Annotated in this window: 24 protein-coding genes; 6 read left to right on the top strand and 18 right to left on the bottom strand. The window is 53.0% G+C overall.

Annotated elements, in window-relative coordinates; genetic code table 11:
- Positions 1–5 precede the first annotated feature (5 nt).
- The 4 genes from RIC05_RS08890 to RIC05_RS08875 form a co-directional block, all read right to left on the bottom strand.
- Entirely contained in the window at positions 6–887 is an 882-nt protein-coding gene (locus tag RIC05_RS08890; protein WP_350046789.1) for a DMT family transporter, read from the bottom strand.
- A gap of 86 nt (positions 888–973) precedes the next feature.
- On the bottom strand, positions 974–1939 hold the full coding sequence (locus RIC05_RS08885) for a prephenate/arogenate dehydrogenase family protein (RefSeq protein ID WP_350046788.1): 966 nt from the start codon (positions 1937–1939) through the stop codon (positions 974–976).
- Entirely contained in the window at positions 1939–3036 is a 1098-nt protein-coding gene (gene hisC, locus RIC05_RS08880; protein ID WP_350046787.1) for a histidinol-phosphate transaminase, read from the bottom strand. The genes RIC05_RS08885 and hisC overlap by 1 nt, the downstream gene beginning before the upstream one ends.
- A 54-nt stretch (positions 3037–3090) precedes the next feature.
- Positions 3091–3984, bottom strand: a complete 894-nt coding sequence (locus RIC05_RS08875; protein WP_350046786.1) for a chorismate mutase — start codon at positions 3982–3984, stop codon at positions 3091–3093.
- A gap of 235 nt (positions 3985–4219) precedes the next feature.
- Here RIC05_RS08875 and metX point away from each other — a divergent pair, with 235 nt between their 5' ends.
- The 4 genes from metX to RIC05_RS08855 all read left to right on the top strand — a co-directional run bounded on the left by metX (position 4220) and on the right by RIC05_RS08855 (position 7302).
- A complete protein-coding gene (metX, locus tag RIC05_RS08870) occupies positions 4220–5329 on the top strand; it encodes a homoserine O-acetyltransferase MetX (RefSeq protein WP_350042868.1) in 1110 nt (369 codons plus the stop codon).
- Positions 5330–5331: 2 nt separating this feature from the next.
- Positions 5332–5979 carry a methionine biosynthesis protein MetW gene (metW, locus tag RIC05_RS08865; protein WP_350042854.1) on the top strand — a complete coding sequence of 216 codons (648 nt, stop codon included), beginning with the start codon at positions 5332–5334 and terminating at the stop codon, positions 5977–5979.
- 181 nt (positions 5980–6160) lie between these two features.
- A complete protein-coding gene (locus RIC05_RS08860; RefSeq protein WP_350046785.1) occupies positions 6161–6997 on the top strand; it encodes a hypothetical protein in 837 nt (278 codons plus the stop codon).
- 17 nt (positions 6998–7014) lie between these two features.
- The gene (locus tag RIC05_RS08855) at positions 7015–7302 is read left to right on the top strand and encodes a hypothetical protein (RefSeq protein WP_350046784.1); all 288 of its coding nucleotides are present in this window, start codon (positions 7015–7017) and stop codon (positions 7300–7302) included.
- A gap of 17 nt (positions 7303–7319) precedes the next feature.
- Here the strand turns inward: RIC05_RS08855 and RIC05_RS08850 are convergent, their stop codons facing one another.
- The 6 genes from RIC05_RS08850 to RIC05_RS08825 form a co-directional block, all read right to left on the bottom strand.
- Positions 7320–7778, bottom strand: a complete 459-nt coding sequence (locus RIC05_RS08850; protein ID WP_350046783.1) for a molybdenum cofactor biosynthesis protein MoaE — start codon at positions 7776–7778, stop codon at positions 7320–7322.
- 49 nt (positions 7779–7827) lie between these two features.
- Positions 7828–8379 carry a CDP-diacylglycerol--glycerol-3-phosphate 3-phosphatidyltransferase gene (gene pgsA, locus RIC05_RS08845; RefSeq protein WP_350046782.1) on the bottom strand — a complete coding sequence of 184 codons (552 nt, stop codon included), beginning with the start codon at positions 8377–8379 and terminating at the stop codon, positions 7828–7830.
- A gap of 165 nt (positions 8380–8544) precedes the next feature.
- Positions 8545–10482, bottom strand: coding sequence for an excinuclease ABC subunit UvrC (uvrC, locus tag RIC05_RS08840; protein WP_350046781.1), 1938 nt, complete (start codon positions 10480–10482; stop codon positions 8545–8547).
- A gap of 440 nt (positions 10483–10922) precedes the next feature.
- Positions 10923–11348, bottom strand: coding sequence for a dihydroneopterin aldolase (gene folB / locus RIC05_RS08835; RefSeq protein ID WP_350042867.1), 426 nt, complete (start codon positions 11346–11348; stop codon positions 10923–10925).
- A gap of 103 nt (positions 11349–11451) precedes the next feature.
- Complete coding sequence (locus tag RIC05_RS08830) at positions 11452–12222, bottom strand: SDR family oxidoreductase (RefSeq protein ID WP_350046780.1); 771 nt, start codon at positions 12220–12222, stop codon at positions 11452–11454.
- A 49-nt stretch (positions 12223–12271) separates the two neighbouring features.
- Positions 12272–13234, bottom strand: coding sequence for a calcium/sodium antiporter (locus RIC05_RS08825; RefSeq protein ID WP_350046779.1), 963 nt, complete (start codon positions 13232–13234; stop codon positions 12272–12274).
- A gap of 299 nt (positions 13235–13533) precedes the next feature.
- Here RIC05_RS08825 and RIC05_RS08820 point away from each other — a divergent pair, with 299 nt between their 5' ends.
- Positions 13534–15459, top strand: coding sequence for a cation:proton antiporter domain-containing protein (locus tag RIC05_RS08820; protein WP_350046778.1), 1926 nt, complete (start codon positions 13534–13536; stop codon positions 15457–15459).
- 113 nt (positions 15460–15572) lie between these two features.
- On the opposite strand, the gene phoB is transcribed toward RIC05_RS08820, so the two are convergent.
- The 6 genes from phoB to RIC05_RS08790 all read right to left on the bottom strand — a co-directional run bounded on the left by phoB (position 15573) and on the right by RIC05_RS08790 (position 21726).
- Positions 15573–16271, bottom strand: a complete 699-nt coding sequence (gene phoB / locus RIC05_RS08815) for a phosphate regulon transcriptional regulator PhoB (RefSeq protein WP_350042844.1) — start codon at positions 16269–16271, stop codon at positions 15573–15575.
- Between the two features lie 17 nt (positions 16272–16288).
- The gene (gene phoU, locus RIC05_RS08810) at positions 16289–17011 is read right to left on the bottom strand and encodes a phosphate signaling complex protein PhoU (RefSeq protein ID WP_350042843.1); all 723 of its coding nucleotides are present in this window, start codon (positions 17009–17011) and stop codon (positions 16289–16291) included.
- Positions 17012–17033: 22 nt separating this feature from the next.
- On the bottom strand, positions 17034–17837 hold the full coding sequence (gene pstB / locus RIC05_RS08805; protein ID WP_350046777.1) for a phosphate ABC transporter ATP-binding protein PstB: 804 nt from the start codon (positions 17835–17837) through the stop codon (positions 17034–17036).
- A 1-nt stretch (position 17838) separates the two neighbouring features.
- Complete coding sequence (gene pstA, locus RIC05_RS08800; RefSeq protein ID WP_350046776.1) at positions 17839–19188, bottom strand: phosphate ABC transporter permease PstA; 1350 nt, start codon at positions 19186–19188, stop codon at positions 17839–17841.
- On the bottom strand, positions 19181–20560 hold the full coding sequence (gene pstC / locus RIC05_RS08795; RefSeq protein ID WP_350040505.1) for a phosphate ABC transporter permease subunit PstC: 1380 nt from the start codon (positions 20558–20560) through the stop codon (positions 19181–19183). The genes pstA and pstC overlap by 8 nt, the downstream gene beginning before the upstream one ends.
- A 134-nt stretch (positions 20561–20694) precedes the next feature.
- Positions 20695–21726, bottom strand: a complete 1032-nt coding sequence (locus RIC05_RS08790; RefSeq protein WP_350046775.1) for a PstS family phosphate ABC transporter substrate-binding protein — start codon at positions 21724–21726, stop codon at positions 20695–20697.
- Positions 21727–22143: 417 nt separating this feature from the next.
- Here RIC05_RS08790 and RIC05_RS08785 point away from each other — a divergent pair, with 417 nt between their 5' ends.
- Complete coding sequence (locus tag RIC05_RS08785) at positions 22144–22446, top strand: hypothetical protein (protein ID WP_350040503.1); 303 nt, start codon at positions 22144–22146, stop codon at positions 22444–22446.
- 139 nt (positions 22447–22585) lie between these two features.
- Here the strand turns inward: RIC05_RS08785 and glcF are convergent, their stop codons facing one another.
- Both glcF and glcE read right to left on the bottom strand, forming a co-directional pair.
- A complete protein-coding gene (gene glcF / locus RIC05_RS08780; RefSeq protein WP_350046774.1) occupies positions 22586–23911 on the bottom strand; it encodes a glycolate oxidase subunit GlcF in 1326 nt (441 codons plus the stop codon).
- Entirely contained in the window at positions 23911–25161 is a 1251-nt protein-coding gene (gene glcE / locus RIC05_RS08775) for a glycolate oxidase subunit GlcE (RefSeq protein WP_350046773.1), read from the bottom strand. Before glcE ends, glcF begins: the two co-directional genes overlap by 1 nt.
- Positions 25162–25233: the final 72 nt, after the last annotated feature.

The raw sequence follows: 25233 nt of genomic DNA, 5'->3' as shown, positions 1-25233 counted from the left end.
TGAACCTAGCGTTTCATGATGACCAATGCCACCCCAAGTGCCGCAATGGCAAAACCGGCAAAGCCAAGCATGCCAAGTTGCTCGTCAAACAGCATCCAGGCAAAGAAGGCTGCAGTTGGCGGCACAAGGTAAAACATGCTGGCAACACGGGTGGCTTCGCCCTGTTTGATCAGAACCATCAACAGCATGATCGCCCCGATTGACAGAACCAGGACCAGCCACGCCATCGCCAGAATGAAGTCCATGCTCCATTCAACTGTCAGCGGCTCCTTAAACAGGGCAATAACGCCGACAAAGATACTGGCCGCAACGTATTGAACAACCGTCCCGCCCATCAAATCCATGCCCGTGCAGAACCGCTTTTGATAAATCGTTCCCGCCGTCATGGCCAAAAGGGCCGCGATCGCCAAGCCAATGCCAAATGCAGTGATCCCCACCCCGTCGCCAATCTTGGGCACCAACACAAGTGCGACACCAATCAGGCCAAGCATCAACCCGCCCCATTGGCGCATTGAAACCCGCTCACCCAGAAGCGATCCGACAACAGATGCGGTCACAACCGGCTGCAGCCCCACAATCAACGCCGCAAGCCCTGCGGGAAGACCGGTATCAATCGCCCAGAAAACCCCGCCAAGATAGACCCCATGCACCAGAACGCCGGTCGTGCCGATATGAATGGCCTCGCGCCAGGTCCTTGGCCATTTGCCTCCCATCAGGGCGACAATTGGCACCATAATGATCAGGACAATGACAAATCGGACAAACAGGAAAACAAACGGATCGGCATAGGGCAGGCCGAACTTGGCACCGACAAAGCCCGTGCTCCAAAGGAACACGAACACAAATGGCATGATCCGCCCAAAGGCCGGATGATTGGTGGCAGACATAATATTCCCCTTGAACCGGCAGGCGGTGCAATTTGGGGCGCATCACCAACCGAAAAACAGCCCGCAGGTTGCGGGCTGTCGGTCTTTTAGTCTATCGGCTTTTTCTTGCCCGCTTCATCGCTTTTGCGGTCTTCGCCTTCGGCCGAGAAGTTGGTAAAATACTGACCGGCATCAACAATACCGCGGCGAATTTCGCGCGTCCGTGAAAACAGCTCGAAAAGCTTGTCGCCTTCACCCCAGCGAATGGCACGCTGAAGCGCCATCAGATCTTCCTGAAAACGTCCAAGAACTTCCAAAACAGCTTCGCGGTTGTTCAAAAACACATCGCGCCACATGGTCGGATCGGATGCGGCAATACGCGTAAAGTCACGGAAACCGGTTGCGGAAAACTTGATCACTTCCTGACGCAGCGCATCTTCAAGATCGGTCGCCGTGCCCACAATAGTATAGGCAATCAGATGCGGCAGATGTGATGTGATGCCAAGAATGCGATCATGATGATCGGCATCCATGCATTCAACATGCATACCGCATGCTTCCCAAAGTGTCCGAACCTTTGCGATGGCAACGTCGCTTTCACCGGGAACCGGTGTGAGAATACACCAACGTTCTTCAAACAGCTCCGGGAAACCGGAATCGGGCCCTGAATGTTCGGTCCCGGCCAACGGGTGGCCCGGAACGAAATGAACACCCTCATCAAGGTGCGGGGCAATATCACGAATGACAGACTGTTTGACCGACCCGACATCGGAAACAATCGCGCCCTTTTTCAGAACACCCGAAAGCTGTGCGCCAATCGCTGCATTCGCCCCGACAGGCGCACAGATCATCACCAGATCCGCATCGCCAACCGCTTGTTTGATGTCACAATAGGCCTCATCGGCAATGCCAAGTTCCAGCACCCGGTCACGGGTCGCTTCTGATCGCACCGCACAGGTGATTTTGCTGGCAAGTCCGTCACGCTTGATGCGACGGGCCATGGATGAACCAATCAGGCCCATGCCAATAAAGGCGATTGTTTCAAACAACGGTTGGGATGCGGTATTGGTCATTATGTGTTCACAAAGTCCTTGATCGCCTGAAGGCAGATATCCATTTCTTCCTTCGTACCGATTGAAACACGAAGCATCTGCGGCAGGCCATAGGCACCGATTTTGCGCGGGATCACGCCACGGGCCATCATGAAGTCATTGGCAGCATCCGCATCTTTGCCGCTTTCGCTCGGGAATTCGATCATCACGAAGTTGCCATAGCTTGGATGGGCTTTCAGGCCGCTGATCGCATTGATCTCATCACGGAACCATGCCAGCGTTTCCGCATTGTGACGCACGCATTCATTGACGAAATCATCATCATCAAGGGCGGCAACACCGGCTTCCTGTGTTGGCAGTGGCACGTTAAACGGATTGCGCAGACGCTGCAAAACATCGGCAATGGCAGGCGGTGCATAGCACCAGCCAAGACGAATGCCGCCAAGACCGTAAATCTTGGAGAATGTCCGGGTCATCACGGTGTTATTGCCCGCTTTGACAAGCTCTTCACCGGCAGAATAATCTTCCTGCCCGGTCATGAATTCGGCATAGGCCGCATCAACCACCAAAACGATATCGTCGCGAAGACCATCGCGCAGACGCTTCATTTCGCTATCGGTGATGTAGGTTCCGGTCGGATTGTTCGGATTGGCTACAAACACGATTTTGGTGTTGTCCGTCACACCGGCCAACAGGGCATCAACATCGGTCGTCATATTGACTTCCGGTGCTGTGACCGGCGTTGCGCCAACGCCTTTGGCCGTAATCGGATACATCAGGAAACCATGCTGCGAATACAGCACTTCATCGCCCGGACCGGCATATGCGCGGATCAAAAGCGTCAACAGCTCATCCGAGCCGGCACCACACACCAGCTGATCGAACTCAAGATCATATTTTTCCGAAAGCTTGTGACGCAAAAGATCACAACCGCCATCCGGATAACGATGCAGACGATCAGACGTGTTGCGCAGTGCTTCCATGGCTTTGGGGCTCGGGCCAAGGGCGCCTTCGTTCGATGACAGCTTGATCACGCGCTGGGCGCTATCAGAACTGGATTTACCGCCTTTGTAAGGCGCAATATCAAGAATTCCGGGGCGTGGGGTGGGCGCAGACATAACGTATATTCTCCCAGAGGAAGCGGCAGGCACAACAAGCCTGCCATTGATTTTTCAACTTAGTGCATCTTCGCTGATCGGCACTGCATAAGCACCAACCACACGCAGGCTTTCGGGATCAAGTCCCTGCTCTGCCAGTGTTGCCTGAAACACATCCGCGCGATTACAAAAGAATCCCGGCACATCAACAAGAACAAAACGCCGATCTTCTGCCGTATCATCCGAAAAGCCAAGGATTGCTGATCCGGCTATGCCGCCCGCAATTTTTTTGCGCGCCGTATCCATCGAAATCTCTTTGGACAGGCTTACCACAAACAAGGTCCGGTCATCGCCACTGTCTTCAAGATCGATTGCTGCAAGGACAAAACCTTCGGTTTGCTCGCCACGGCCAACCGGACGTCCACCAAACGGCAATTTCGAGACAACTTTGACCGCACTTTGTTCTGTCAAAAGCGTCCACCACGGCATGGGCTCGCCCAGTTCAGGCTTGGGAAACACGCCAACAGCGGCCCGGCCTTCTTCAAGCGCACCAAACGCTTCACGCGGCGTATCATATTCAATGATTTCGTTCAGACAGCCAAAATTCAGCCGTGCAAGTTCCCAGCAATCAAGTCCGTCGGCATTGCGGCAAAGGGCAATCGTATAAGACGCTTCAAGGCGGGTTCCGGCTGCGATCATCTCGCGCCAAATTTGAATCAACGCCGTTTTGGGAAAAGCACCGTCATGACGGTCCACCAATGTCCGCATGATACGGGCTTCGCGTGCCGGACGATAAGGGACTTTTACCTTCCCGCCAGCCGCAATCACACGGTCCTTATAGGCACCCACAGCCTGTACAACATTGGTCCGGCGAATGATCAGCGATTGCAGCGCCTGATCGATTTCATCGATCTCGCCCCGCAACCCGTCAAGGTCAAGATTTGCCAAATTTTTGTCGTCTAGCGCCATGATCAACTCTTTTGTAAAACGGCGCACAGTATTAGGACAGGGCCGCAGAAATGCAAAGAAAAGATTGACTAAACCCCGTCCTGTTCATAGCTAGAACAAGCGAATTTCCTGCAAACCAATGTCAGAAGGCTAAAGACCTTCGCGTTTGGCAGGCAAATCATCGATAACAGGGAATCCGATATTCATGTCCACCGCTGCCAACAAAGACAAGCGCCCGCCGCTTCCCGGCCACCATATGGTCCTTGGGGAAACGGACAAGTTGCGCCTCGATAGTGGTATTGAATTCGGACCCTTCACCTTGGCCTATCAGACCTATGGCGCGTTAAATGCCGATAAAACCAACGCCATTCTGGTCTGCCATGCCCTGACGGGCGATCAATATGTTGCCGATGATGTTCACCCGATCACCGGCAAAGAAGGCTGGTGGCGTGAAATTGTCGGGCCGGGCAAGATCATCGATACCGACAAATATTTCGTCATTTGCAGCAATGTCATCGGCGGATGCCTTGGCAGCAGCGGCCCGAAGGACACCAATCCTGAAACCGGCAAACCATGGGGCCTTGATTTCCCGGTAATTACCATCGCCGATATGGTGCGCGCGCAAACCATGCTGATTGATGCCCTTGGCATCGATAGCCTGTTTGCCGTGATTGGCGGATCGATGGGCGGCATGCAGGTTCTTGAATGGTGCAAAAGCTATCCCGAGCGCGTCTTTGCAGCAGCCCCGATTGCAACATCCTTCCGCCATTCAGCACAAAACATCGCCTTTCACGAAGTCGGGCGTCAGGCGGTTATGGCCGACCCGGACTGGTGTGGTGGCAATTATTTGCTTGAAGGCAAAAAACCCGCGCGGGGCCTTGCCGTTGCGCGGATGACTGCGCACATCACCTATCTGTCGCAGCCTGCCTTGCATCGTAAATTCGGGCGCAAGCTCCAGAACCGTGGCGCGATTACGTATAGTTTTGATCAGGATTTTCAGGTCGAAAGCTATTTGCGCCATCAGGGTAAAAGCTTTGTCGACCGGTTTGATGCCAACAGCTATCTCTATATCACCCGTGCGATGGATTATTTCGACCTGTCGCTTGAATATGACGGGCGGCTGGCCGATGCCTTTACCGGCTGCAAAACCCGGTTTTGTGTCGTTTCGTTTTCAAGCGACTGGTGCTTTACCACGGCCGAAAGCCGCCTGCTTGCCCATGCGCTGAATGCCGCGTCGTGCAATGTCAGTTGTGTCGAGATTGAAAGTGACAAGGGCCATGATGCGTTCTTGCTGGATGAACCGGATTTTCACATGGTTCTAAGCGGCTTTATCGAAGGCGCTGCGCAAAGCCGGGGGCTGAGCTGATCATGAACCATTCGAACTCAAACGGGGCATCTTCCCAGACCCATAATGATCGCATCCGCGTTGACCTTCAGTTGATTGCGGACATGGTTGAACCGGGCACACGTGTTCTGGATATCGGGTGTAGCGATGGCGAACTTCTGGGCTATCTGACCCGCACCAAAAATGTCGATGGTCGCGGGTTGGAACTGTCCAACGAAGGGGTCCGCAATTGCGTCGCACAGGGCCTTCCTGTGATGCAGGGCGACGCTGACCGTGATCTGGGGGATTACCCGGATGGCGCGTTTGATTACGCCATTCTCAGCCAGACTTTGCAGGCAACCCATCGCCCCAAAGAAGTGCTGTCAGAATTGCTGCGCATCGGCAACAAGGCCATTGTTTCCTTCCCGAATTTCGGTCATTGGCGGGCCCGGTTTGATTTGATGTTCCATGGCCGGATGCCGCAAAATCCGAACTTGCCGATCATGTGGTATGAAACACCCAATATTCATTTCTGCACCGTGCGCGATTTTGTCGCGATGTGCGATGAAATGGGTGTGAAGATCGAACGCTCGATGGTGCTAAACGAAAGTGGCTCGAAAGTAAGCTTGGGCAGTCATTCGCGCTTTGCCAATTTCATTGGCAATCAGGCACTGTTCATGCTGAGCAAATAATCCATCCTTGGTTATTCATAAAATCAGTCAGCAACACTTGCGTGGAGCTGAGTGACCGTTTGCCGTGCCTACAATCACCCAACCTTGCCTGAAATAACGGTTCTGCCGTCCCGTAAGCCTGAATGTCACAAATGCGCTGTTTCCCCGTCAACAGGCTGTCATTCACATAAAGGGGGCACACATGGCATTCCGTGATTTTGCATCCAGAACACTGATCATTTGTATCGTCGGGCTTCTGAGCGCCTGTTCGCAAAAGGCCGAGATGCTGAAACTGTCAGCAACACAGTTTGGCACGGCGACAGAATCTGCTTTTGATGCCTTTGATACGGCGAAGAATTTACAGTTCGCCCCCTTCCCCAAATCCGCCGACGCACAGCGCACCGAATTCTTAAGCAATATGGATGCGTTTGACAGTCCGGTTACAGCATCAAACGTTGCTATTCTGATTGATCGGGATGCGGTGGCCAACAGCAGCGACGCCAATGCGGCCTGGAAATCAACATTGGCTGATTTGCGGGCGCAATATCAGGAATTTGTCGCGATCTTCGACAATATCGAAGGCGGATCTGCCTTTGGCGCGTCTGCCGTGACAGAGTCCGGACCGATCCTTGAAAAACTGCGCACACAGCTTGCCACCATCACCAAGAACCTGACCCAAAACCCGCCACAGCTTTTGAAACGCCGTGCTTCACTGATTGCCGATCTGAATGGCATTCGCAACGACGCAGCCGATGACGCAGATGCAAAGAATCTTCGGTATGAATTGTGGCTACAAGATTGGCAGGCCCTGATGGGCTCTGAACAAAGATTGCAAACAGATACCCTGCGCCACTTTGTCACGGCATCCAAACTTGGCGAGAAGCTGCAGGGCCAGATTGATAATTACGCCAAACTTGATGTGGCATCCCTGATCCAGGCTGTCGAACAGGGGATCACGCTTGTCGATAACATCAACAATCTCAGCCCGCAGGAACTGCTAACGCAAAGTACAAACCTGATTGAAACCGCAACCCGGTAAAAAAGGAGGAGGCCGATATGTCGAACAATCTCAACAAACTGATCGCAGAGGCGAGGCTTGCCTACATCAATGCAGAGGTCGCGTTTCAATCTGCCAACATTAATGACGTAGAAACGCTTCAGCCCAAGGTCGAAACAGCACAAGAATTGGTCGAAAAACTTGAAGCCCGGCAATTAAAAGATGGGATTGTGATTACCGCAGCCGACGTTGCAAAGATGAAAGAGCTTCGTGAACAGATCAATGATGCGGCAACCCTGCAACAAGGATTGACCAAGCTGATCTCGATCCTTGTAACCTTTGTCTAAACGGGTTCAGCGCAGATTTACGCGTCATTCCACCGATCGGCATCGGCATCATCTGATGCCTTTGCCGTAACCCATTTATCCCCTTCTGACGTTTCTTCACGTTTCCAGAACGGTGCGCGGGTTTTCAGGAAATCCATAACAAAGTCACAGGCCTCAAACGCCGCACGGCGATGGGCCGCGAGAGCAATCACCAGAACAATCCGTTCACCGGGCAACATCCGGCCATACCGATGGACAATGCGTATGCCATCCAGCGGCCAGCGATCTGATGCCGCATCGGCGATCTTTTCAAGTTCGCGTTCGGTCATGCCGGGATAATGATCAAGGGTAAGTGCGGATACCTGATCCCCGCCATGGATATCACGCACCAACCCGACAAAACTGACAGCCGCACCAATATCGGTACGCCCATCGGTCAGGGCAGAAAGTTCTGCCCCCGGATCAAAATCATGTTCTTGAACGGATACGCGTGCCATCAAAGCCACCTTTAAGTCGCCACCTTCAAACCGTGATCGGAGGCCAACCTTAATCGAGGTATTTAAGCCCCGTACGCAGGTAAATATACCCGGTCTGAACCGTCACGATACCGGCAATCCACAGCAGGATATCACCAATCAGGATCGACGGGATCAAGTCCGGCGACGCATCGCCGACCAAAAGGAACCCGATCGCCAAAATCTGGGCCGTGGTTTTCCATTTCGCCAACACGGTTACTGGCAAAGGAACCTTAAGTTCCGCCAGATGTTCGCGCAGGCCAGAAACCATGATCTCGCGACACATAATGATCACTGCGGGCAATACCGAAAGTCCGGCAATGCGTTCAAACGACACCATCATCATCAAGGCCGCCGCGACCAGCAACTTATCAGCAATTGGATCAAGGAACCGGCCAAGTGGGGACACCACATTCATGCTGCGTGCAAGATAGCCGTCAAAGAAATCCGTTATACCGGCAAGGGCAAACAGCACAAAGCCAATCCAGTTACCTACCGGGCCGTCAATGTAAAACGATGCGACCAGTGCCGGGATCACGACAATGCGTGACAAAGTCAGCAGATTAGGAATCTGGTTTTTCATAAACAGGCCTGTTTTCGGATATTTACGGCGATGACTTTACGGTTTGGAGCACGCGTGCGGCCCCAAGGTCGGGCAATTATTAAAGCCTTGGCGTACGAACCACAAGGTTTGCGTGCCCAAATACACGCAAGTCCCTTAATAAATGCCGATTAATCGATTTTCGATTTAGTTTTCGCTGTGAAAATGGTCATAAATCTTGCGCGCCAAAGCCGCACTGATCCCGCCCACGGCCTCAAGATCGGATAACCCGGCATCCGCAACCCCGCGTGCCGATCCGAAATGATGCAAAAGCGCCTTTTTACGTGCCCCACCAACACCCGGCACCGAATCCAGAACGCTTTTACCGATCTGTTTGGCGCGTTTTGCCCGGTGTGTGCCAATCGCCCAACGGTGTGCTTCATCGCGCATACGCTGAATGAAATACAAGACCGGGTCTTTCATATCCAATCGCACGGGTGCCTTGCCCGGAATATGCAGAACTTCCTTACCGGCATTCCGGTCAACGCCCTTGGCCACCCCGACCAGCATAACATCTTCGATGCCAAGGTCTTCAAGAACGGCCTTGGCAACACCGAGTTGGCCCAAGCCCCCATCGATCAAACACAGATCCGGCCAGGACCCGTTTTCGCGGTCCGGGTCCTCTTTCTGGGCACGGGCAAACCGCCTTGTGAGAACTTCGCGCATCATGGCAAAGTCATCGCCCGGCGCAATGTCGGTCTTGATGTTGAATTTGCGATAGGCGTTTTTAATAAACCCTTCTGGTCCCGCGACAATCATCCCGCCGACCATGTTGGTCCCTTGGGTATGACTGTTATCGTAAACCTCGATCCGTTCGGGCGTATTTTCCAGATCAAGCTTATCTGCCAAATCTTCAAGCAGTTTACGCTGGGTCGCACTTTCGGCCATGCGACGGCCAAGCGCGTCCTTGGCATTCGTCAGGGCATGTTCAACCAGTTTGCGTTTGCCACCGCGCTTGGGCACAACCAGTTCGATCTTGCGGTCATTATTGATGGCAAGCGCGCTTTCGACCAGTTCCTGCCCTTCGATCTCGTGGGATAGGAAAATCTGCTTGGGTGCTGGCTTGTCTGCATAAAACTGCCCCACAAAGGCCGACAGGATTTCCGGGATTTCAGCCGACTGTTCATGGCGCGGGAAATAGGACCGATTGCCGTAATTTGACCCGGACCGGAAAAAGAACACCTGAACACAGCTTTGGCCGCCTTCGTGATGCAGGGCAATCACATCGGCCTCTTCAACACCTTCAAGATTAATGTCCTGATGCGATCGTATCTGGCTAAGCGCACGAATACGGTCGCGATACATCGCAGCTTGCTCGAACGCCATCTTTTCAGATGCATCCATCATGTCAGTTTCAAGCTGCTTAAGAATTTTCTGGCTGCGCCCGGTCAGAAAATCCCGGCAGATATCAACAAGCCCGTCATATTCCGGCTTGGAAATCCGATCCACACAAGGCGCCGCACAACGTTTGATTTGATACAGCAAACAAGGACGCGACCGGTTGGAGAACACTGCATCTGTGCAGGACCGCAATAAGAACGCCCGTTGCAAATGGTTGATCGTATTATTCACCGCCCAGGCGGATGCAAACGGACCAAAGCAACTGCCGTCTTTTGCCCTTGCACCGCGATGTTTGACGATCCGCGGGTAATCGTGATCTTCGGTGATCAGGATATAGGGAAAGCTTTTGTCATCGCGCAGCAAGATATTATAGCGCGGCTTAAGCTTCTTGATCAGATTGGATTCAAGAAGAAGGGCTTCGGCCTCGGTATGGGTGGTGATGATTTCCATCCGGACCGTCTGGGCAACCATCCGCGCGATACGCAGCGGCAGTTGCATGATCCGTGTATAGGACACCACCCGCTTTTTAAGGTTTTTGGCCTTGCCGACATACAAAACCCGTTCCTTGTCATCAAGCATCCTATAGACGCCCGGTGATCCCGGCATGGTTTTCAGTGCATCCTTGACCGCCTCGACACCCCGTGCGGCACCTCCTTCGGATTTATCACCATCAAGTGACAAACCGATTTCCCGTTTTGGGGGCTCGTCCCCGGTCGGGCTTTCGGAGGAAACAGGCGGCTTCATCGAAGGCACTCCATAATCGCATAAATACATCCAAAGTTGTGACGGTCGTCACAGCCGGGCAGGACTTTGAAACATAGCTGAAAAGATTAACATCTCAACAGCACCAGAGGGAATCGCCCCGGAAAAAAGATGTCCACCAAGACTGTGGATAACTATGTGGGTAATAGGGGGGTGACTTCCTGCACCCCTTGAGAGTCTTAACGTTCTATGAAGTGCCCAAATATTGAGCAAAACAGTTAAGTGTTTGATTTAATTAACTAAAATTACTGTCAACCTGAAATCAATCGGTAATACAGCCGTAAAAAATGAATATTTCCCTTTGATTCCAACCCGTCAAATGCTTGTGCATAAGGATATTTACGATTCGCCCTAGAGGAATCACAGAGTCCCTTGACGTGGCGAACTGAAAAAGTAAATTTTTCACCGAAATGTGCGGTGAATTAACGGGCGATATTGTGCCGCTCTATTTCGACCCCGACCGCCGAGACGTCTTCAAAAACGTCGAGCTTTTCAACCCGGACGATCACTTTGCGCACACGGGTATCGGCAAGACACATATCGGCCAGTTTTTCCCCAAGTGTTTCCACAAGGTTCACATGACCGTCCTGACAAATACGGCGGGTGCCAACCACAAGGTCCTCGTAACTCAGAACCGTCATGATATCGTCATTTTGAACGCCATCCCCTTCCAATACGGCCAGGTCAAGATTGATCCGGACACGCTGGGGGGTTTCTTTTTCGTGGTCATACACACCGATAGAGGTATGCATCACCATATCGCGCACAAAGACGCGGCGCAGGCTGCCTGCCAAATCGGCAAACGGCAATGTCGTAATTTTGGCGTCCTGTTTTAGGCCTGCGGTCATATTCCGGTATTCCTTGTGCTGCTTGTTGGCATGGGTCTTCGGTGTCACGCCATGCCCGTCCGGCCTGATATCTGAGATTAATGCTGAGCACTCATCTCTGGCATCATTCTTCTGGCTTGTCATTGTCGCCACTGGGCGCCCAATCAAGGTGCTGCCCGCCGTCAAGGGCTAACATTTGCCCGGTGATGGCCGGCGCGGCAAGGAAAAATCGAACTGCGTCGCAAATCTCTTGCGGGTTTGTCCCAACTTTCAGGGGTGTTTTCGCACATTGCTGATCAAAAACGTCCTGTGTTTGTCGGGTACTAGGCAATGCAGGTCCCGGCCCGATGGCATTCACGCGAATTCTCGGCGCCAATGCCAATGCCAGCGTCTGGGTCAGGGTCCAAAGCCCCGCCTTGGACAAAGTATAAGTCATAAAGTGCGGATTCAGATTCCAGACCCGCTGATCAATCAGGTTAATGATCGCACCCTGACAGTCGTTTGGAAGGTGTTTGGAAAACTCCTGTGACAGGACAAAAGGCGCGCGCAAATTGGCCGCCATATGAAGATCCCAGCTTTCGCGAGTGGCACTTTCGACATCATCATATTCAAAGGTCGATGCGTTATTGATCAGAACCCCGATCGGGCCAAGGGCCGCTTGGGCTTCGCCGATGATGCGATGGGTATCTTCTTCATTGGCAAGATCGGCTGATATCACGCAGGCGCGCTGCCCAAGACCGCGGATTTCATCGGCAAGATGATCGGCATCTTTTCGCGAATGATGACAATGCAATGCCACGTCATAGCCGCGTCTGGCCAGATCAAGGGCCAAAACCCGACCAATGCGCTTTGCCGCACCTGTAATCAAAACCGTTTTTGGCACCTGACCTGTCATTGCTGTCCTGATCCTTTTATCAACCCGCCACTGCTATTGATCTGACGTTCTATGCCGCAACAAGTTGGAAGACATACACCAGATACGCAATCACGAATGCACCACCGGTGACGCGTGAGATATTGCGAAATGCATAGGCAACCCCCAGCAGGCCAACCGTCACGGCCAACATGATCCAGATATCAGATGTCAAAATCTGATCCGGAACCGGGATCGGCGCAATCAATGAAACACCGCCAATAATCACCAGAAGGTTCAAAAGATTGGACCCAAATACGTTGCCCAATGCAACATCGGCATGGCCGCGGAATGCTGCCACCATCGATGCGGCAAGTTCTGGCAAGGATGTGCCAAACGCCACCAAAGTCAGACCAATGACCGCTTCGGACACGCCAAATTCACGGGCAACCGCCACACCACCATCAACCAGCCACTCGGCCCCAAACATCAAGGCAACAATGCCAATCACGGTTGCGATAATCGGTTTTGTCCAACCTGTTGGCATCTCGCCAACTTCATCGACTTCTTCTTCGTGCAGATTGCTGGCGGGGCTTGGTGTATTTTTGTCATGCTGATAGGTGAAATACCAAATTGCCGCCAAAACACACAGCATCAAGCCCCCTGCCCAACGTTCAATCACGCCAAACATGCACAGCCCGATGAACAATACGGTACCCAGCAACATGGTCCCGCCATCGCGCACCACCGTCACACGCCCTGCCGCAATCGGTTTAAGCACCGCAACCGCGCCAAGGATCAAAAGGATGTTGGCAATGTTGGAGCCCACCACATTGCCCATCGCAATATCGGCAGTACCCTTCAACGACGCATTTAACGAAACAACGAATTCAGGGGCAGATGTGCCCGCCGCAACAATCGTCAGACCGACAATGACCTTGGACACCCCAAGTAACAGGGCAAGACCAACCGCACCCCGTACGATGAACTCGCCACCGGCTGTCAAAAGAATGAGACCTGCGACAATCTGAATATAAGGAATGAACTGTTCCAAGATGCGTTTGCTCGTATTGGCTATCGTTTAAAGGTACGCCCGATCAGGCCCGCGGAACATGGCATTTGGCATCCGGAATGGCAAGTCATCACGCGATGACAATTATCACATTGCAGTCCCAATCTGCTATTCGCCGCTTTATAAAATTCAGCGGCCCCAAACTTTGCATCAAATCAATTCCTTGCCCGGTAATTGTGCCGTCTGATTTAAAATTCCGCACGACTGGCATGGTTATTTTCGCTATCGTGTTAATCTCGTTGTTTTCAGTAATTTAACCGCCTGCCGGAATATTATTGGCCATGCACCAAGGCGTCTTGTTCGAACTCTTCCTGATCCTGACTGCCGCGATCATAGCAGTGCCTATCGCGCATCGTTTGCGCGCCAATTCGATTATCGGCTTTTTGATCGGCGGTTTTTGCATTGGGCCGTTTGGACTGGGTCTGATCAATGAACGCGAAGACATCGCCACGGTGGCCGAACTGGGCGTTGTCTTTCTGCTTTTCATGATCGGTCTGGAATTATCGCGCGAACGGCTGCGCGTGATTGGCGGACGCTTTGCTGCCCTTGGTCTGTTGCAAATCCTGGTTTCCATGGCTGCCCTGCTTGGGGTCTTGGCCATAAGTGACCTTCCCCTTCCGACCGCATTGGTCATTGCCGGTGCGCTGGCTTTGTCATCAACAGCCATCATCCTCAAACAGCTTTCAGACGATCGCCAACTCAATACCCGTTTTGGCCGCGCGGCCCTTGCGATCTTGCTTCTTCAGGACGTGGCTGTTGGCCCGTTTCTAATCATGGTGCAGGCGGCGGGCAATGCCGGTACGGAAACCAGCCCCTGGATCAGTATCCTGCTTGGATTTGGCTCGGTCGCGGTCCTGTTGCTTATCGGGCGCTATTTGCTGCCCCGCCTGTTTGGCTATATCGCATCGCTTAAGAACCCCGATCTGTTTGCCATCGGCACATTGTTTGTCGTTTTGGCCGCCAGCACGCTGACCGAAATATCCGGGCTTTCGATGGCGCTTGGCGCCTTTATCGCCGGTGTGATGCTTGCCGAAACCGAATTCCGCCATCAGATCGAAGCCGACATTGCCCCCTTCCGCGGGGTTTTCCTGTCGCTGTTCTTTATGTCAGTTGGCATGTCGGTCAATGCCAACGTGGTTTATACGCAATTTGGCACTGTCATGATGTCGCTGATTGCGCTGATCGCGATCAAAACGGGCGTCTTGTTTGTTCTGGCGATGGTGATGAAGTTCGAAAAGGGCACGGCCATACGCGTTGCGCTGAGCCTTGCGGCGGGGGGTGAGTTTGCCTTTGTCATGTTTGCCTTGGCCGCGCAAAACGGGGCGATCCCGTTTGAGTTGGCTGCGATGTTAATCCCGGTGGTTGCCCTGTCCATGGCATTAACCCCAAGCCTGATCACACTTGGCCATAAGATCGAAGAAAAGCTGAACCCTAAAGATGACGATCAACTTGGTCCGATATCTGATGAGGCCGAAGGCATCACCCAGCATGTTCTTGTGATTGGCAGCGGGCGTGTTGGCCGCGTTCTGGCCCGGTTGCTTAAGACCCGCAAAATTCCGTTTATCGTTCTTGATAGTGATGCACAGCAAGTCTCGCGCGGGCGGGCAGAAGGTCTTCCGGTGTTCTTTGCCGATGGATCACGTCCGGAAACGTTCCGGGCGGCCCGCACCGAAGAAGCAAAAATTGCGGTTGTAGCCATGGGCAACCCGCATGCAACCGAAAAAACTGTAGCGCTGTTACGCCAGCATTACCCACATCTGAAAATCTTTGCCCGTGCACAGGACATCACCCACATTGGTCCGCTGTCGCGCAGCGGTGCCGATGCTGCAATCCCCGAAGTGCTTGAAACCGGATTGCGGCTGTCTGACCATGTGCTGTCGGCCTGCGACGTTCCGCAAGAAGAAATCGATGCCGAAATCGCCAAGTTCCGTCGTGCCGACATGCTGTTGATGAATGAACTGGCCCCGCGCAGCCAACGCAGAAAAGTACAGGAAACCGTTACGCAGCCGACCGTACCGCTGGTTGCAGAGGCCCCCAAGCCCGCAGCAGCACCTGCCAAGAAGACCGCCGTTCGAAAAACCGCAACGCGGACGACGGCTGTGCGCAAGGCCGCGGCAAAAAAACCGACTGTCAAAAAGCCAGGGGCAAAGAAACCTGTTGCACGAAAACCCCGTGCCGCAAAGCCGACCAACCCCAAAAGCAAGTAGAACCTAGAACATAGCGCCAGAACTACAAAACCCCCGCAGCCTGATGCAGCGGGGGTTTTGGTAAGTAAGTCAATCGTCTGGGGTAAGTTCACCTCACCACCACAAAACTCAAATCAGGCAGCGGTTTCTGAATCCAGCGCATAGCCCGCAGCACGCACGGTACGAATGATATCGCGTGTGCCTTTGACATCATTCAGTGCCTTACGCAGGCGACGGATATGAACGTCAACCGTACGGGTCTCGACATAAATATTCGGTCCCCACACAGCATTCAAAAGCTGCTCGCGCGAGAAAACGCGTCCCGGATGCTCAAGGAAATAGCGCAAAAGACGGAATTCCGTCGGGCCAAGATGGATGGCCTTGCCATTTCGGCTGACCCGGTGGGCTGCTAGATCCATTTCGATATCGCAATAGACTAACTGCCCCTGTGGTTGCGCAGGGCCGGATCGGCGCAAAAGCGCCCGGATACGGGCAAGCAATTCGCCAATTGCAAACGGCTTGGTCACATAATCGTCCGCCCCGGTATCAAGGCCACGGATGCGATCACCTTCTTCGCCGCGTGCGGTTACCATAATCACCGGAAGATCACGGCTTTCTGGTTTGCGGCGGATCTGGCGACAGACCTCGATCCCTGACATGACTGGCAACATCCAGTCCAAAAGGACAAGGTCGACATGCGTTTCAGCAAGAATCTTCAACGCTTCGTCACCGTCTCCGGCTTCAACAACCTGCATCCCCTCGCGTTCGAGGTTATAGCGCAACATGGTCACGATTGCAGCTTCGTCCTCGACGATAAGAACCGTTGGGTCCATCTTCCTATGCTCCAGTGTCACTCATTTGGTTCGACAACAGCAAAGTTCGCTGCATCGTTTTTTGGCCGATCAATTGCCGGCAGGTCTTCGCCTTTGATCCGATAATAAATCGTCTCGGCGATATTGGTCGCGTGATCGCCAATACGTTCGATATTCTTGGCGATAAACAGCATGTGGGTCGACGCGGTGATATTGCGCGGATCTTCCATCATGTAGGTCAACAATTCGCGGAACAGCGAATTGTACATATCATCGACTTCCTGATCGCGTGCCCAGACGCGTTCAGCTTTTTCCGCATCGCCTTCGATATAGGCGTCCAGAACATCCTTGATGATTTCCTGGGCCAGTTTACCCATATTCGGGATAACCTGAACCGGACGGATCGGTGGGATCTGGTTAAGAACCTGTGCCCGTTTGGCAATGTTTTTCGCCAGATCACCAATACGTTCAAGATCGTTCGACAGCTTGAGGGCGGTCACAACATGGCGCAGGTCATCTGCCATCGGCTGACGCAAGGCCAGAAAACGCACGACAAAGTCCTGCACTTCCTGTTCAAGAATATCAATCCGGTGGTCCGACAGAATGACTTTTTCAGCCAGCTCGGAATCACGTTTTACAATCGATCGGATCGCAGAAATCAGCTGACTTTCTGCAAGCCCGCCCATCTGCGAGATAATGTTGTTCAGACGGGTCAATTCCTCGTCGAACGAACTCACGATATGTGTTTTGTCGTCAGCCATTTATTCGCTCTCCTGCGGGCGCTTAACCGAAGCGGCCAGTGATATAACCCTTGGTACGTTCGTCTTTTGGGTTGGTGAAAATCTGATCTGTTTCACCAACTTCGACAAGCTTGCCAAGGTGGAAGAATGCGGTCCGCTGCGACACACGTGCAGCCTGCTGCATGGAGTGCGTCACGATCACAATCGTGTAGTTCGAACGCAATTCATCAATCAGCTCTTCGACCTTCGCCGTTGCAATCGGATCCAGTGCCGAGCAAGGCTCATCCATCAGAATGACTTCCGGGCTGACCGCAACCGCGCGTGCAATGCAAAGACGCTGCTGCTGACCACCGGAAAGACCGGTTGCCGGTGACTGCAGGCGATCTTTGACTTCTTTAAGAAGACCGGCACGTTCAAGCGATGTCATGACGATTTCGTCAAGTTCATCGCGAGAATTCACCAGACCATGGATGCGCGGACCATAGGCCACATTGTCATAGATCGATTTCGGGAACGGGTTTGGTTTTTGGAACACCATGCCAATCCGTGCACGCAACTGAACAACGTCAATCCGCTTGTCATAAATGTCGCGGCCATCAAGGGTCACTTCGCCTTGGATGCTTACCCCGTCAATGGTGTCGTTCATACGGTTCATGCACCGCAGGAAAGTCGATTTGCCACAACCCGACGGGCCGATCAATGCCGTGACCTGACGCTCGACAATGTCAAGATTGACATCAAAAAGCGCCTGATTGTCGCCATAGGAAAGATTAAGGTCGCGTGCCGTCATTTTCGGGCTTGTGACCGACGGCTCTGCCGTCATAGCGCTTTGGGTTACAACAGCCATTTTACCACTTCCGTTCAAATTTTTTGCGCAGATACACGGCAAATCCGTTCATCAGGATCAAGAAGCCCAGCAACACCATAATGGCGGCCGAAGTTTTCTCGACAAAGGCACGCTCCGGGCTGTCTGCCCACAGATAGATCTGAACCGGCAGAACCGTTGCCGGGTCAAGGGCCCCACCGGGAATATCGACGATAAAGGCCACCATGCCGATCATCAAAAGCGGTGCTGTTTCGCCAAGAGCCTGCGCCATGCCAATGATTGTTCCGGTCAGAATGCCCGGCATTGCCAGGGGCAACACATGATGGGTTACGGTCTGAACCGGTGATGCCCCAAGACCAAGGGCGGCCTGGCGGATCGACGGCGGAACCGCCTTGATCGCGGCACGCGATGCGATAATGATTGTCGGCAAGGTCATCAGTGCCAAGGTCAAACCACCAACAACCGGTGCGGATCGCGGCAGATGCATGACATTGAGGTAAACCTCAAGCCCCAGCAAACCAAACACAATCGACGGAACCGCGGCAAGGTTGTTGATATTGACTTCGACAATCGAAGTGAAACGGTTTCTTGGTGCGAATTCTTCGAGATAAATTGCAGCCAGAACCCCGATCGGGAAAGACAAGCTCAGGGTCACAAGAAGTGTATAAAACGACCCGACCGCAGCCCCCCAGATACCGGCAAGTTCCGGCTCGCGGGAATCACCACTGGTAAAGAAGCGCGAATGGAACTGTTTTTCCACCGCACCTTCGGCGACCAGCGTGTCATACCATCCAATTTCCTGATCGTTCAGGCGACGACTGCCCTCGTCAATGTCGGCATCAATATAGCCTTTGTTGAGCATGTCGAAATCATCACCGGAAATCAGCCAGACCTTACGGGTTTGACCAATCAGGCTCGGGTTTTCCATAATCCGGGCGCGAAGATCATAAGATGCCCCACCCGAAACAATGCCATACAGGTTACGCTTGTCACGGCGTGCTGTGACTTCGGGGAATTTGTCCTGCAAGGCACCTTTGATCAAGCCATCAAAATTCGCGCGGCCAATCACCTCTGGATCGCCGGTTCCATCCGGGTCAATCACCGCCGGATCGAAATGAATTTCAAGCTGAACATAGGTCTGGAAAAAGGCGGTATAGCCCTTTGATCCAATCGACCCTGCAAGCACACACAAAACCAAAAGCGCCAAGTAGATTGCGCTCAGGCCATACATCTTGAACCGACGCTCCGCTGCGTAACGTTTTTTGATGTTACGCGCGATTTTCGGATTATCCCAGTCAACCGGCTTATGCATTTTGTCCGAGATCACCTTTGCCGCGGCTCTGTCTTCCATGAGAGATGCCATATCAGTCATATTTCTCGCGATACTTCTGAACTACCTTAAGGGCAAATACGTTCAGGCCCAAGGTGACAAGGAAAAGAACCAGCCCCAACGCAAAGGCCGAGAGGGTTTTAGCACTGTCAAATTCCTGATCGCCGACCAGAAGGGTCACGATCTGAACTGTCACAGTCGTCACGGCTTGAAGCGGGTTAACAGTCATGTTCGCAGCAAGACCTGCGGCCATCACAACAATCATGGTTTCACCAATCGCACGCGATACTGCCAACAGAACCGCACCAACGATCCCGGGCAACGCTGCCGGGAAAATCACGTTTCGAATGGTTTCTGATTTGGTAGCACCCAAACCATAAGATCCATCGCGCAACGATTGCGGCACCTGCGACATCACATCATCGGAAAGCGACGATACGAACGGAATGATCATGACACCCATCACAAGGCCCGCTGCCAGCGCACTTTCCGAGCTGACATCAAGGCCAAGGATCGCACCATTGTCGCGCAAGAACGGTGCGACGGTCAGTGCGGCGAAGAACCCGTAAACAACCGTCGGAACACCGGCAAGAATTTCAAGAGCCGGTTTTGCAACGGCGCGGAATTTTGGTGATGCATATTCCCCCATATAAATGGCAGAGAATAAACCGATCGGCACCGCCACACACATCGCAATGATGGTGATCAAAAGTGTGCCGACAAACAGCGGAATGGCCCCAAAAGCACCGTCAGAGGCAACCTGATCGGCACGGATTGCCGTTTGCGGGCTCCATTCCAGACCGAACAGGAATTCAAGCGGGCTGATTTTGCTAAAGAAATGCAGCGCTTCGAACAAAAGCGAAAACACAATGCCAACCGTCGACAGGATGGCAATGGCCGAACAGGCAATCATCACCCAACGTGAAATACGTTCGACATTGTTGCGTGCGCGCATCTCGGGTTCAATTTTGCGATAGGAAACCGAAATTCCGACCATCGCAGCACACAAGATCAGAACAACAAGTGCGCCATTTGCGATGGATTGCAAATTGGCCAACCGCCGTCCCGCATCGATCACTTCTGGTGAAACGCTTAAATGCTGCCCGTTATCGGCTGCAATCAGCGAAATGCTGTTCAAGGCAAGCGAAAGCTGCCCAGGGTCACTGGTGATCTCGACTGGCAGATCAGCAATGATCATTGCTTCAATGACCGATCCCTGGAAGATGTACCAGACAAAAAGCAGCAGCAACGCAGGAATACCACACCACAGGGCAACATATGTCCCGTAATGGGCAGGAAGTGAATGAAGGTTACTGTGCCGTCCACCCGAAAGGGCCACGGCCCGCTGGCGTCCAAAATAGAAGGACAGCGCACAAAGTGCGGCAACCGCGAGCAACAGGAAAGACAGGGACATTACATTAAATCCGTTTGCCAGGTGGGCCTGAAGGAATCAGATGGTAGGCCAATAGGACAAAAACAATAAATTAATCAAGCCTGGAAACAAAGAAACCGATGGCAGCACATGCTGCCATCGGTTGAAATATCGCGTTACATGCTCAGCGGAGCAAGATTTGCAGCAGCATTACGAACTGCTTCACGCTCGGCAGCATCCATCGGGATCAGGCCACGGTCAGCAAGGTAACCTTCGTCACCCCAAGCTTTGTCCGCGGTGAACTCGGTCAGGTATTCCTGAATGCCCGGGATCGTACCAACGTGTGCGTTCTTTACGTAGAAGTAAAGCGAACGCGATACCGGGTACGAACCGTCAGAGATTGCTTCGAAAGTCGGCGAAACGCCTGCAATTTTCGAACCCTGAAGTTTGTCGCCATTCTGGTCGAGGAAAGAGAAGCCAAAGATGCCAAGGGCATCATGGTTTGCTTCAAGTTTCTGAACGATCAGGTTGTCGTTCTCGCCAGCTTCAACATAACCACCGTCTTCACGAACGCCAGCGCAAACAGCTTTATGCTGATCTTTGTTGGTGTCTTTCAGAGCAGCGATTGCCGGGAATTCATCACAAGCTTCTTCAAGTACCAGCTCGGTGAAGGCATCGCGCGTACCGGAGGTCGGCGGTGGGCCGAGAACTTCGATTTTAACGTCCGGCAGGCTCGGGTCAATGTCTGACCAGGTGGTGTAGAAGTTGTCGACCAGCGACTTGCCATCTTTCGAAGGAACGATTTTGGCCAGAGCAAGGAAGATCTGTTCTTTGGTCAGGTCAAGTTCCGGTGCTTCGTTGGAATTCGACAGAACGATGCCGTCATAACCAACTTTAACTTCGGTAACTTCTGCTACGCCATTTTTTGCGCAGGTTTCAACTTCGGACTTCTTGATGCGACGCGAAGAGTTGGTGATGTCCGGGTGCTGTTCGCCAACACCGGAACAGAACAGCTTCAAGCCACCGCCAGAACCGGTTGATTCGATAACCGGTGTCTTGAACGAAGTGGTTTTACCGAATTCTTCAGCAACAGCAGTTGCGAACGGAAACACGGTGGACGAACCAACGATACGAATCTGGTCGCGCGCTTCGGCAGCGCCAGCAAAGGCAACGCTCATAAGCGCCGCAACAGCAAGAGTCTTCTTCATGGTATATTCCCCAATGGTAGTTCCGGTTTGGAACGGTGCAACGATCTGCGAGCCGGACTCTACCGCTGGGTGCTTACGGTATTGCGTCAGTTTTGTTAACGTTATGTGACAACGTATCAGGGCAGTAAAAATAACGACAATTCAATAAATATTTCAACTACTTATGATGAATTCGATATTCCCGCTATATACCCATTGCAGCGGCATTTTTTGAAAATCCGCCTAAGGTCATCTTTGGCTGTAACAATAACTGTCACAATTAGCTAACGGCCTGAACCTGATCGAAACCAAACGCCGCCGCGCGGGACAAATCCGAGCAATTTCTTTACATGCCCGCGATTCCAAGCAACTGTTACCCCAAGGAAAAACAATCGGGCTGCACGTGCTAAGTGTTGCTAACCATATAAGGAGAACGACATGAGCAATGCCTCAATCGACGAGATTCAGGAACTGATCCAGAAACTGTCTGGTGAACTCGGTGAAATGTCCGAAGCAGCATCGCGGCATATTGATGATCTGCATGTCGCTGTAAACAATGTGGCTTCGCACGTTCTTGCGATTGAAGCGATCCTGTCTCTTGTCGCGCAAAAAGTCGAAATTGACGACGCCGAAGCCATCAAATGGATTCGCGACAAAACCGCAGCCTATGCCGAAGACAGCAGCGAAGGGTCGGCCGCCGAAGGCATCGCGCAAAGCCTGCTTGGCAAAGAACAAAGCTAATTAACGGAACAATCTGGCATGGACGCACCGAAAACACCCGGTGCAGACCGGCTGATCACAATCCGCATAAAACGAAAGACGGCAGAGGTTCATCCCTGCCATCTTTTGTTTTGATCTTTATAAGCTTTGTCGCTGCTGGCTAACCCGCCAACGCCGCTTCACCCATTTTGCCCTCTAGCTTGGACGGGATCGGCCCACCTGCGGCCCAATCAAGCAACTGAACGGTATGGATAACCTTAAGGTCATCGGTTTCAATCTGTATCATGCAGCCAATATTGCCGGTCGCGACCAGATCAGGCCGGGTTGCACGGATATTGCCGCGTTTGCGTTCCTGAAGCTGCCCTGCGATTTCCGGCTGCAACAGGTTATAAACCCCGGCCGATCCACAACACAGATGCCCTTCGGCAATCTCGACAACCTCATAACCAGCCTGTTTCAACAAATCACGCGGCGGACGGGTGATTTTCTGACCATGCTGCATCGAACATGCCGAATGATAGGCAACCCGGGGATTCCCGTGTTGCGCACCGGCAAACACATCCGCGCTCACATCAAGACCGGCCAGATATTCCGTAATATCCTTGGCCAATGCGGAAACCGTGGCGGCCTTGTCGGCATAGGCCGGATCATTGCGCAACATATGGCCATAATCCTTGACCGTGGTGCCACATCCAGATGCGGTAATCACGATGGCATCAAGCCCGTCACCGACCAGTTCCGCCGACCATGCATCAATATTGCCCTTGGCCTGATGATGAGATTGTTCTTCCTTGCCCATGTGGTGGACAAGGGACCCGCAACATCCGCCCCCCTTGGCAACAACGATCTCGATACCAAGCCGGGTTAATAGACGAACCGTCGATTCGTTGATCTCTGTTTCCAAAACCTGCTGCGCGCAGCCGGTCAGGATGGCGACCCGACCTTTGCGCGTGCCAATCGCCGGAATGACCTGTGGCTTATCGACCCAACTGGGTGGTGGCATCGAACGCGCCCCCATTTTAACCATGCCTTTGAGACGTCCGGGCATAAAGCGGGCAAATGGTGCGGCAAACTTCGCCCCGATCAGGGATAGACGAAACAGCGTCGGATTGGGAACGACCAATGCCAACAACTTCCGCAACAGCCGATCACCCAAGGGACGTTCATAATTTTCTTCGATATGGGCGCGCGCATTGTCGATCAGATGCATGTAATCAACACCGGACGGACAGGTGGTTGTGCAGGACAGGCATGACAGGCAGCGATCAAGATGTTTGACCACCCGATCCGTTGCCGGTTTGTCATTTTCAAGCATATCCTTGATCAGATAAATGCGCCCGCGCGGACTATCAAGTTCATCGCCCAGCGTCACAAATGTCGGGCAGGTCGCGGTACAAAACCCGCAATGCACGCATTTGCGCAGGATCTGTTCACTTTCGGCAATGACCGGGTTTTCAAGTTGGGCCGGACTAAAGTTCGTCTGCATTATGCGCCCTCCCCGATCAGGTTACTTGGCATCAATCGTCCGGGATTAAGGATCCCCTCGGGATCGAAATTACGTCTTATCTTGGCATTGATCTTGGCCAGTGCCGGACTTTCGGCCTGAAACGCAGACACTGTTTCGCGCACGATTTCCGGCGCGCGCACCAGATCAGCCTGACCACCTGCATTGCGCGCAATTTGCCGGATTACGCCGTCCATCGCATCCGTCCCTGAAACCTGTAACCAGATCAATCCCCCGGCCCAGTCCATCATCACCCGGCCACCGGTTGCATCCAAAAGACTGACACAAACATCGCCGCCAATGGCCGGTGGAACCGACACCCGCCATAGCAACCCGGCCTTCTCGGCCGATCCGGCAAACGGTTTAACATCGGCAACAAACTGCCAAAGACGTTGGCTGTAGGCATGGGAAAGTTCATGGGTTTCCCCAAATGGTGCGAGCGCTTTGCACAGCGCCTCTGCCCGCCATGCGACCGATGGTTTCGGGCCTTCGACACGCAAAACCACCAAACCGCTGCCAAGTTCCGATGCCATCGGGATATCCAGTGCATTGACATCACTGGATGAAATCCATGCAGCAGCCGACACTTCGTTTTCACTGCGCATGGCAAGGGTCATTGCCTTGCACGCTGATTGCGGATCATTACAGGTGGCTATGACGGTTGCTGATGTTTCATCACAGGGCATGACTTTAAGGGTCACGGTATGCATCACGCCCAATGTGCCAAAGGATCCCGACATCAATTTTGATAAATCAAACCCGGTGACATTCTTCATCACCCGGCCACCGGACTTAAAATCTTCTGCCCGGCCTGAAACGGCTTCAAACCCCAGCAAGTGATCCCGTGCCGCCCCGACCTTGATCCGGCGTGGCCCGGCAAGATTACAGGCCACCAACCCGCCAATCGTTCCGGCATCAGAAACAGCCTTCTCGCTCAGAAGGCCCGGAAAATTTCCCGGCTCAAAGTGAAATTGCTGATTTTTTTCTGCCAAAGCAGCCTTGATATCGGCAAGTGGCGTGCCCGCACGGGCAGATATCACCAATTCTTCGGGTTCATAAAACAGGATGCCCGACAGTTTTGAACAATCAAGAACAGCATTGGTTTTCACGGCATGTCCAAAGGCACGCTTGGTGCCTGATCCGATGACTTCCAACGGGGTCTTGGCCCCAAGGGCCCAGCCAACTGCTTCGCGCAGCTGTTCGGGCGTCGATGGACTTAAAATGTCCGCCATGGTGGGTTCTTTCCTCTCCTGAACCGTGCTTGACCGGTCTTGCGGGAACCGTTCAGCAGGCTTTGTTTTTAT

The sequence above is a fragment of the Thalassospira sp. genome, from assembly GCF_040218635.1.
GTDB lineage: Bacteria > Pseudomonadota > Alphaproteobacteria > Rhodospirillales > Thalassospiraceae > Thalassospira.
This window is presented reverse-complemented; position numbering and strand designations above follow the sequence as displayed.

Coding starts and splice junctions, on each gene's coding strand:
- pstA (WP_350046776.1), bottom strand. CDS start 19,188: ATGACTGATATGGCATCTCTCATGGAAGACAGAGCCGCGGCAAAGGTG.
- pstC (WP_350040505.1), bottom strand. CDS start 20,560: ATGTCCCTGTCTTTCCTGTTGCTCGCGGTTGCCGCACTTTGTGCGCTG.
- RIC05_RS08885 (WP_350046788.1), bottom strand. CDS start 1,939: ATGACCAATACCGCATCCCAACCGTTGTTTGAAACAATCGCCTTTATT.
- folB (WP_350042867.1), bottom strand. CDS start 11,348: ATGACCGCAGGCCTAAAACAGGACGCCAAAATTACGACATTGCCGTTT.
- RIC05_RS08875 (WP_350046786.1), bottom strand. CDS start 3,984: ATGGCGCTAGACGACAAAAATTTGGCAAATCTTGACCTTGACGGGTTG.
- RIC05_RS08785 (WP_350040503.1), top strand. CDS start 22,144: ATGAGCAATGCCTCAATCGACGAGATTCAGGAACTGATCCAGAAACTG.
- phoB (WP_350042844.1), bottom strand. CDS start 16,271: ATGGACCCAACGGTTCTTATCGTCGAGGACGAAGCTGCAATCGTGACC.
- RIC05_RS08820 (WP_350046778.1), top strand. CDS start 13,534: ATGCACCAAGGCGTCTTGTTCGAACTCTTCCTGATCCTGACTGCCGCG.
- metX (WP_350042868.1), top strand. CDS start 4,220: ATGGTCCTTGGGGAAACGGACAAGTTGCGCCTCGATAGTGGTATTGAA.
- pstB (WP_350046777.1), bottom strand. CDS start 17,837: ATGGCTGTTGTAACCCAAAGCGCTATGACGGCAGAGCCGTCGGTCACA.
- uvrC (WP_350046781.1), bottom strand. CDS start 10,482: ATGAAGCCGCCTGTTTCCTCCGAAAGCCCGACCGGGGACGAGCCCCCA.
- pgsA (WP_350046782.1), bottom strand. CDS start 8,379: ATGAAAAACCAGATTCCTAATCTGCTGACTTTGTCACGCATTGTCGTG.
- phoU (WP_350042843.1), bottom strand. CDS start 17,011: ATGGCTGACGACAAAACACATATCGTGAGTTCGTTCGACGAGGAATTG.
- RIC05_RS08855 (WP_350046784.1), top strand. CDS start 7,015: ATGTCGAACAATCTCAACAAACTGATCGCAGAGGCGAGGCTTGCCTAC.
- RIC05_RS08850 (WP_350046783.1), bottom strand. CDS start 7,778: ATGGCACGCGTATCCGTTCAAGAACATGATTTTGATCCGGGGGCAGAA.
- RIC05_RS08890 (WP_350046789.1), bottom strand. CDS start 887: ATGTCTGCCACCAATCATCCGGCCTTTGGGCGGATCATGCCATTTGTG.
- RIC05_RS08860 (WP_350046785.1), top strand. CDS start 6,161: ATGGCATTCCGTGATTTTGCATCCAGAACACTGATCATTTGTATCGTC.
- RIC05_RS08790 (WP_350046775.1), bottom strand. CDS start 21,726: ATGAAGAAGACTCTTGCTGTTGCGGCGCTTATGAGCGTTGCCTTTGCT.
- glcF (WP_350046774.1), bottom strand. CDS start 23,911: ATGCAGACGAACTTTAGTCCGGCCCAACTTGAAAACCCGGTCATTGCC.
- RIC05_RS08830 (WP_350046780.1), bottom strand. CDS start 12,222: ATGACAGGTCAGGTGCCAAAAACGGTTTTGATTACAGGTGCGGCAAAG.
- hisC (WP_350046787.1), bottom strand. CDS start 3,036: ATGTCTGCGCCCACCCCACGCCCCGGAATTCTTGATATTGCGCCTTAC.
- glcE (WP_350046773.1), bottom strand. CDS start 25,161: ATGGCGGACATTTTAAGTCCATCGACGCCCGAACAGCTGCGCGAAGCA.
- metW (WP_350042854.1), top strand. CDS start 5,332: ATGAACCATTCGAACTCAAACGGGGCATCTTCCCAGACCCATAATGAT.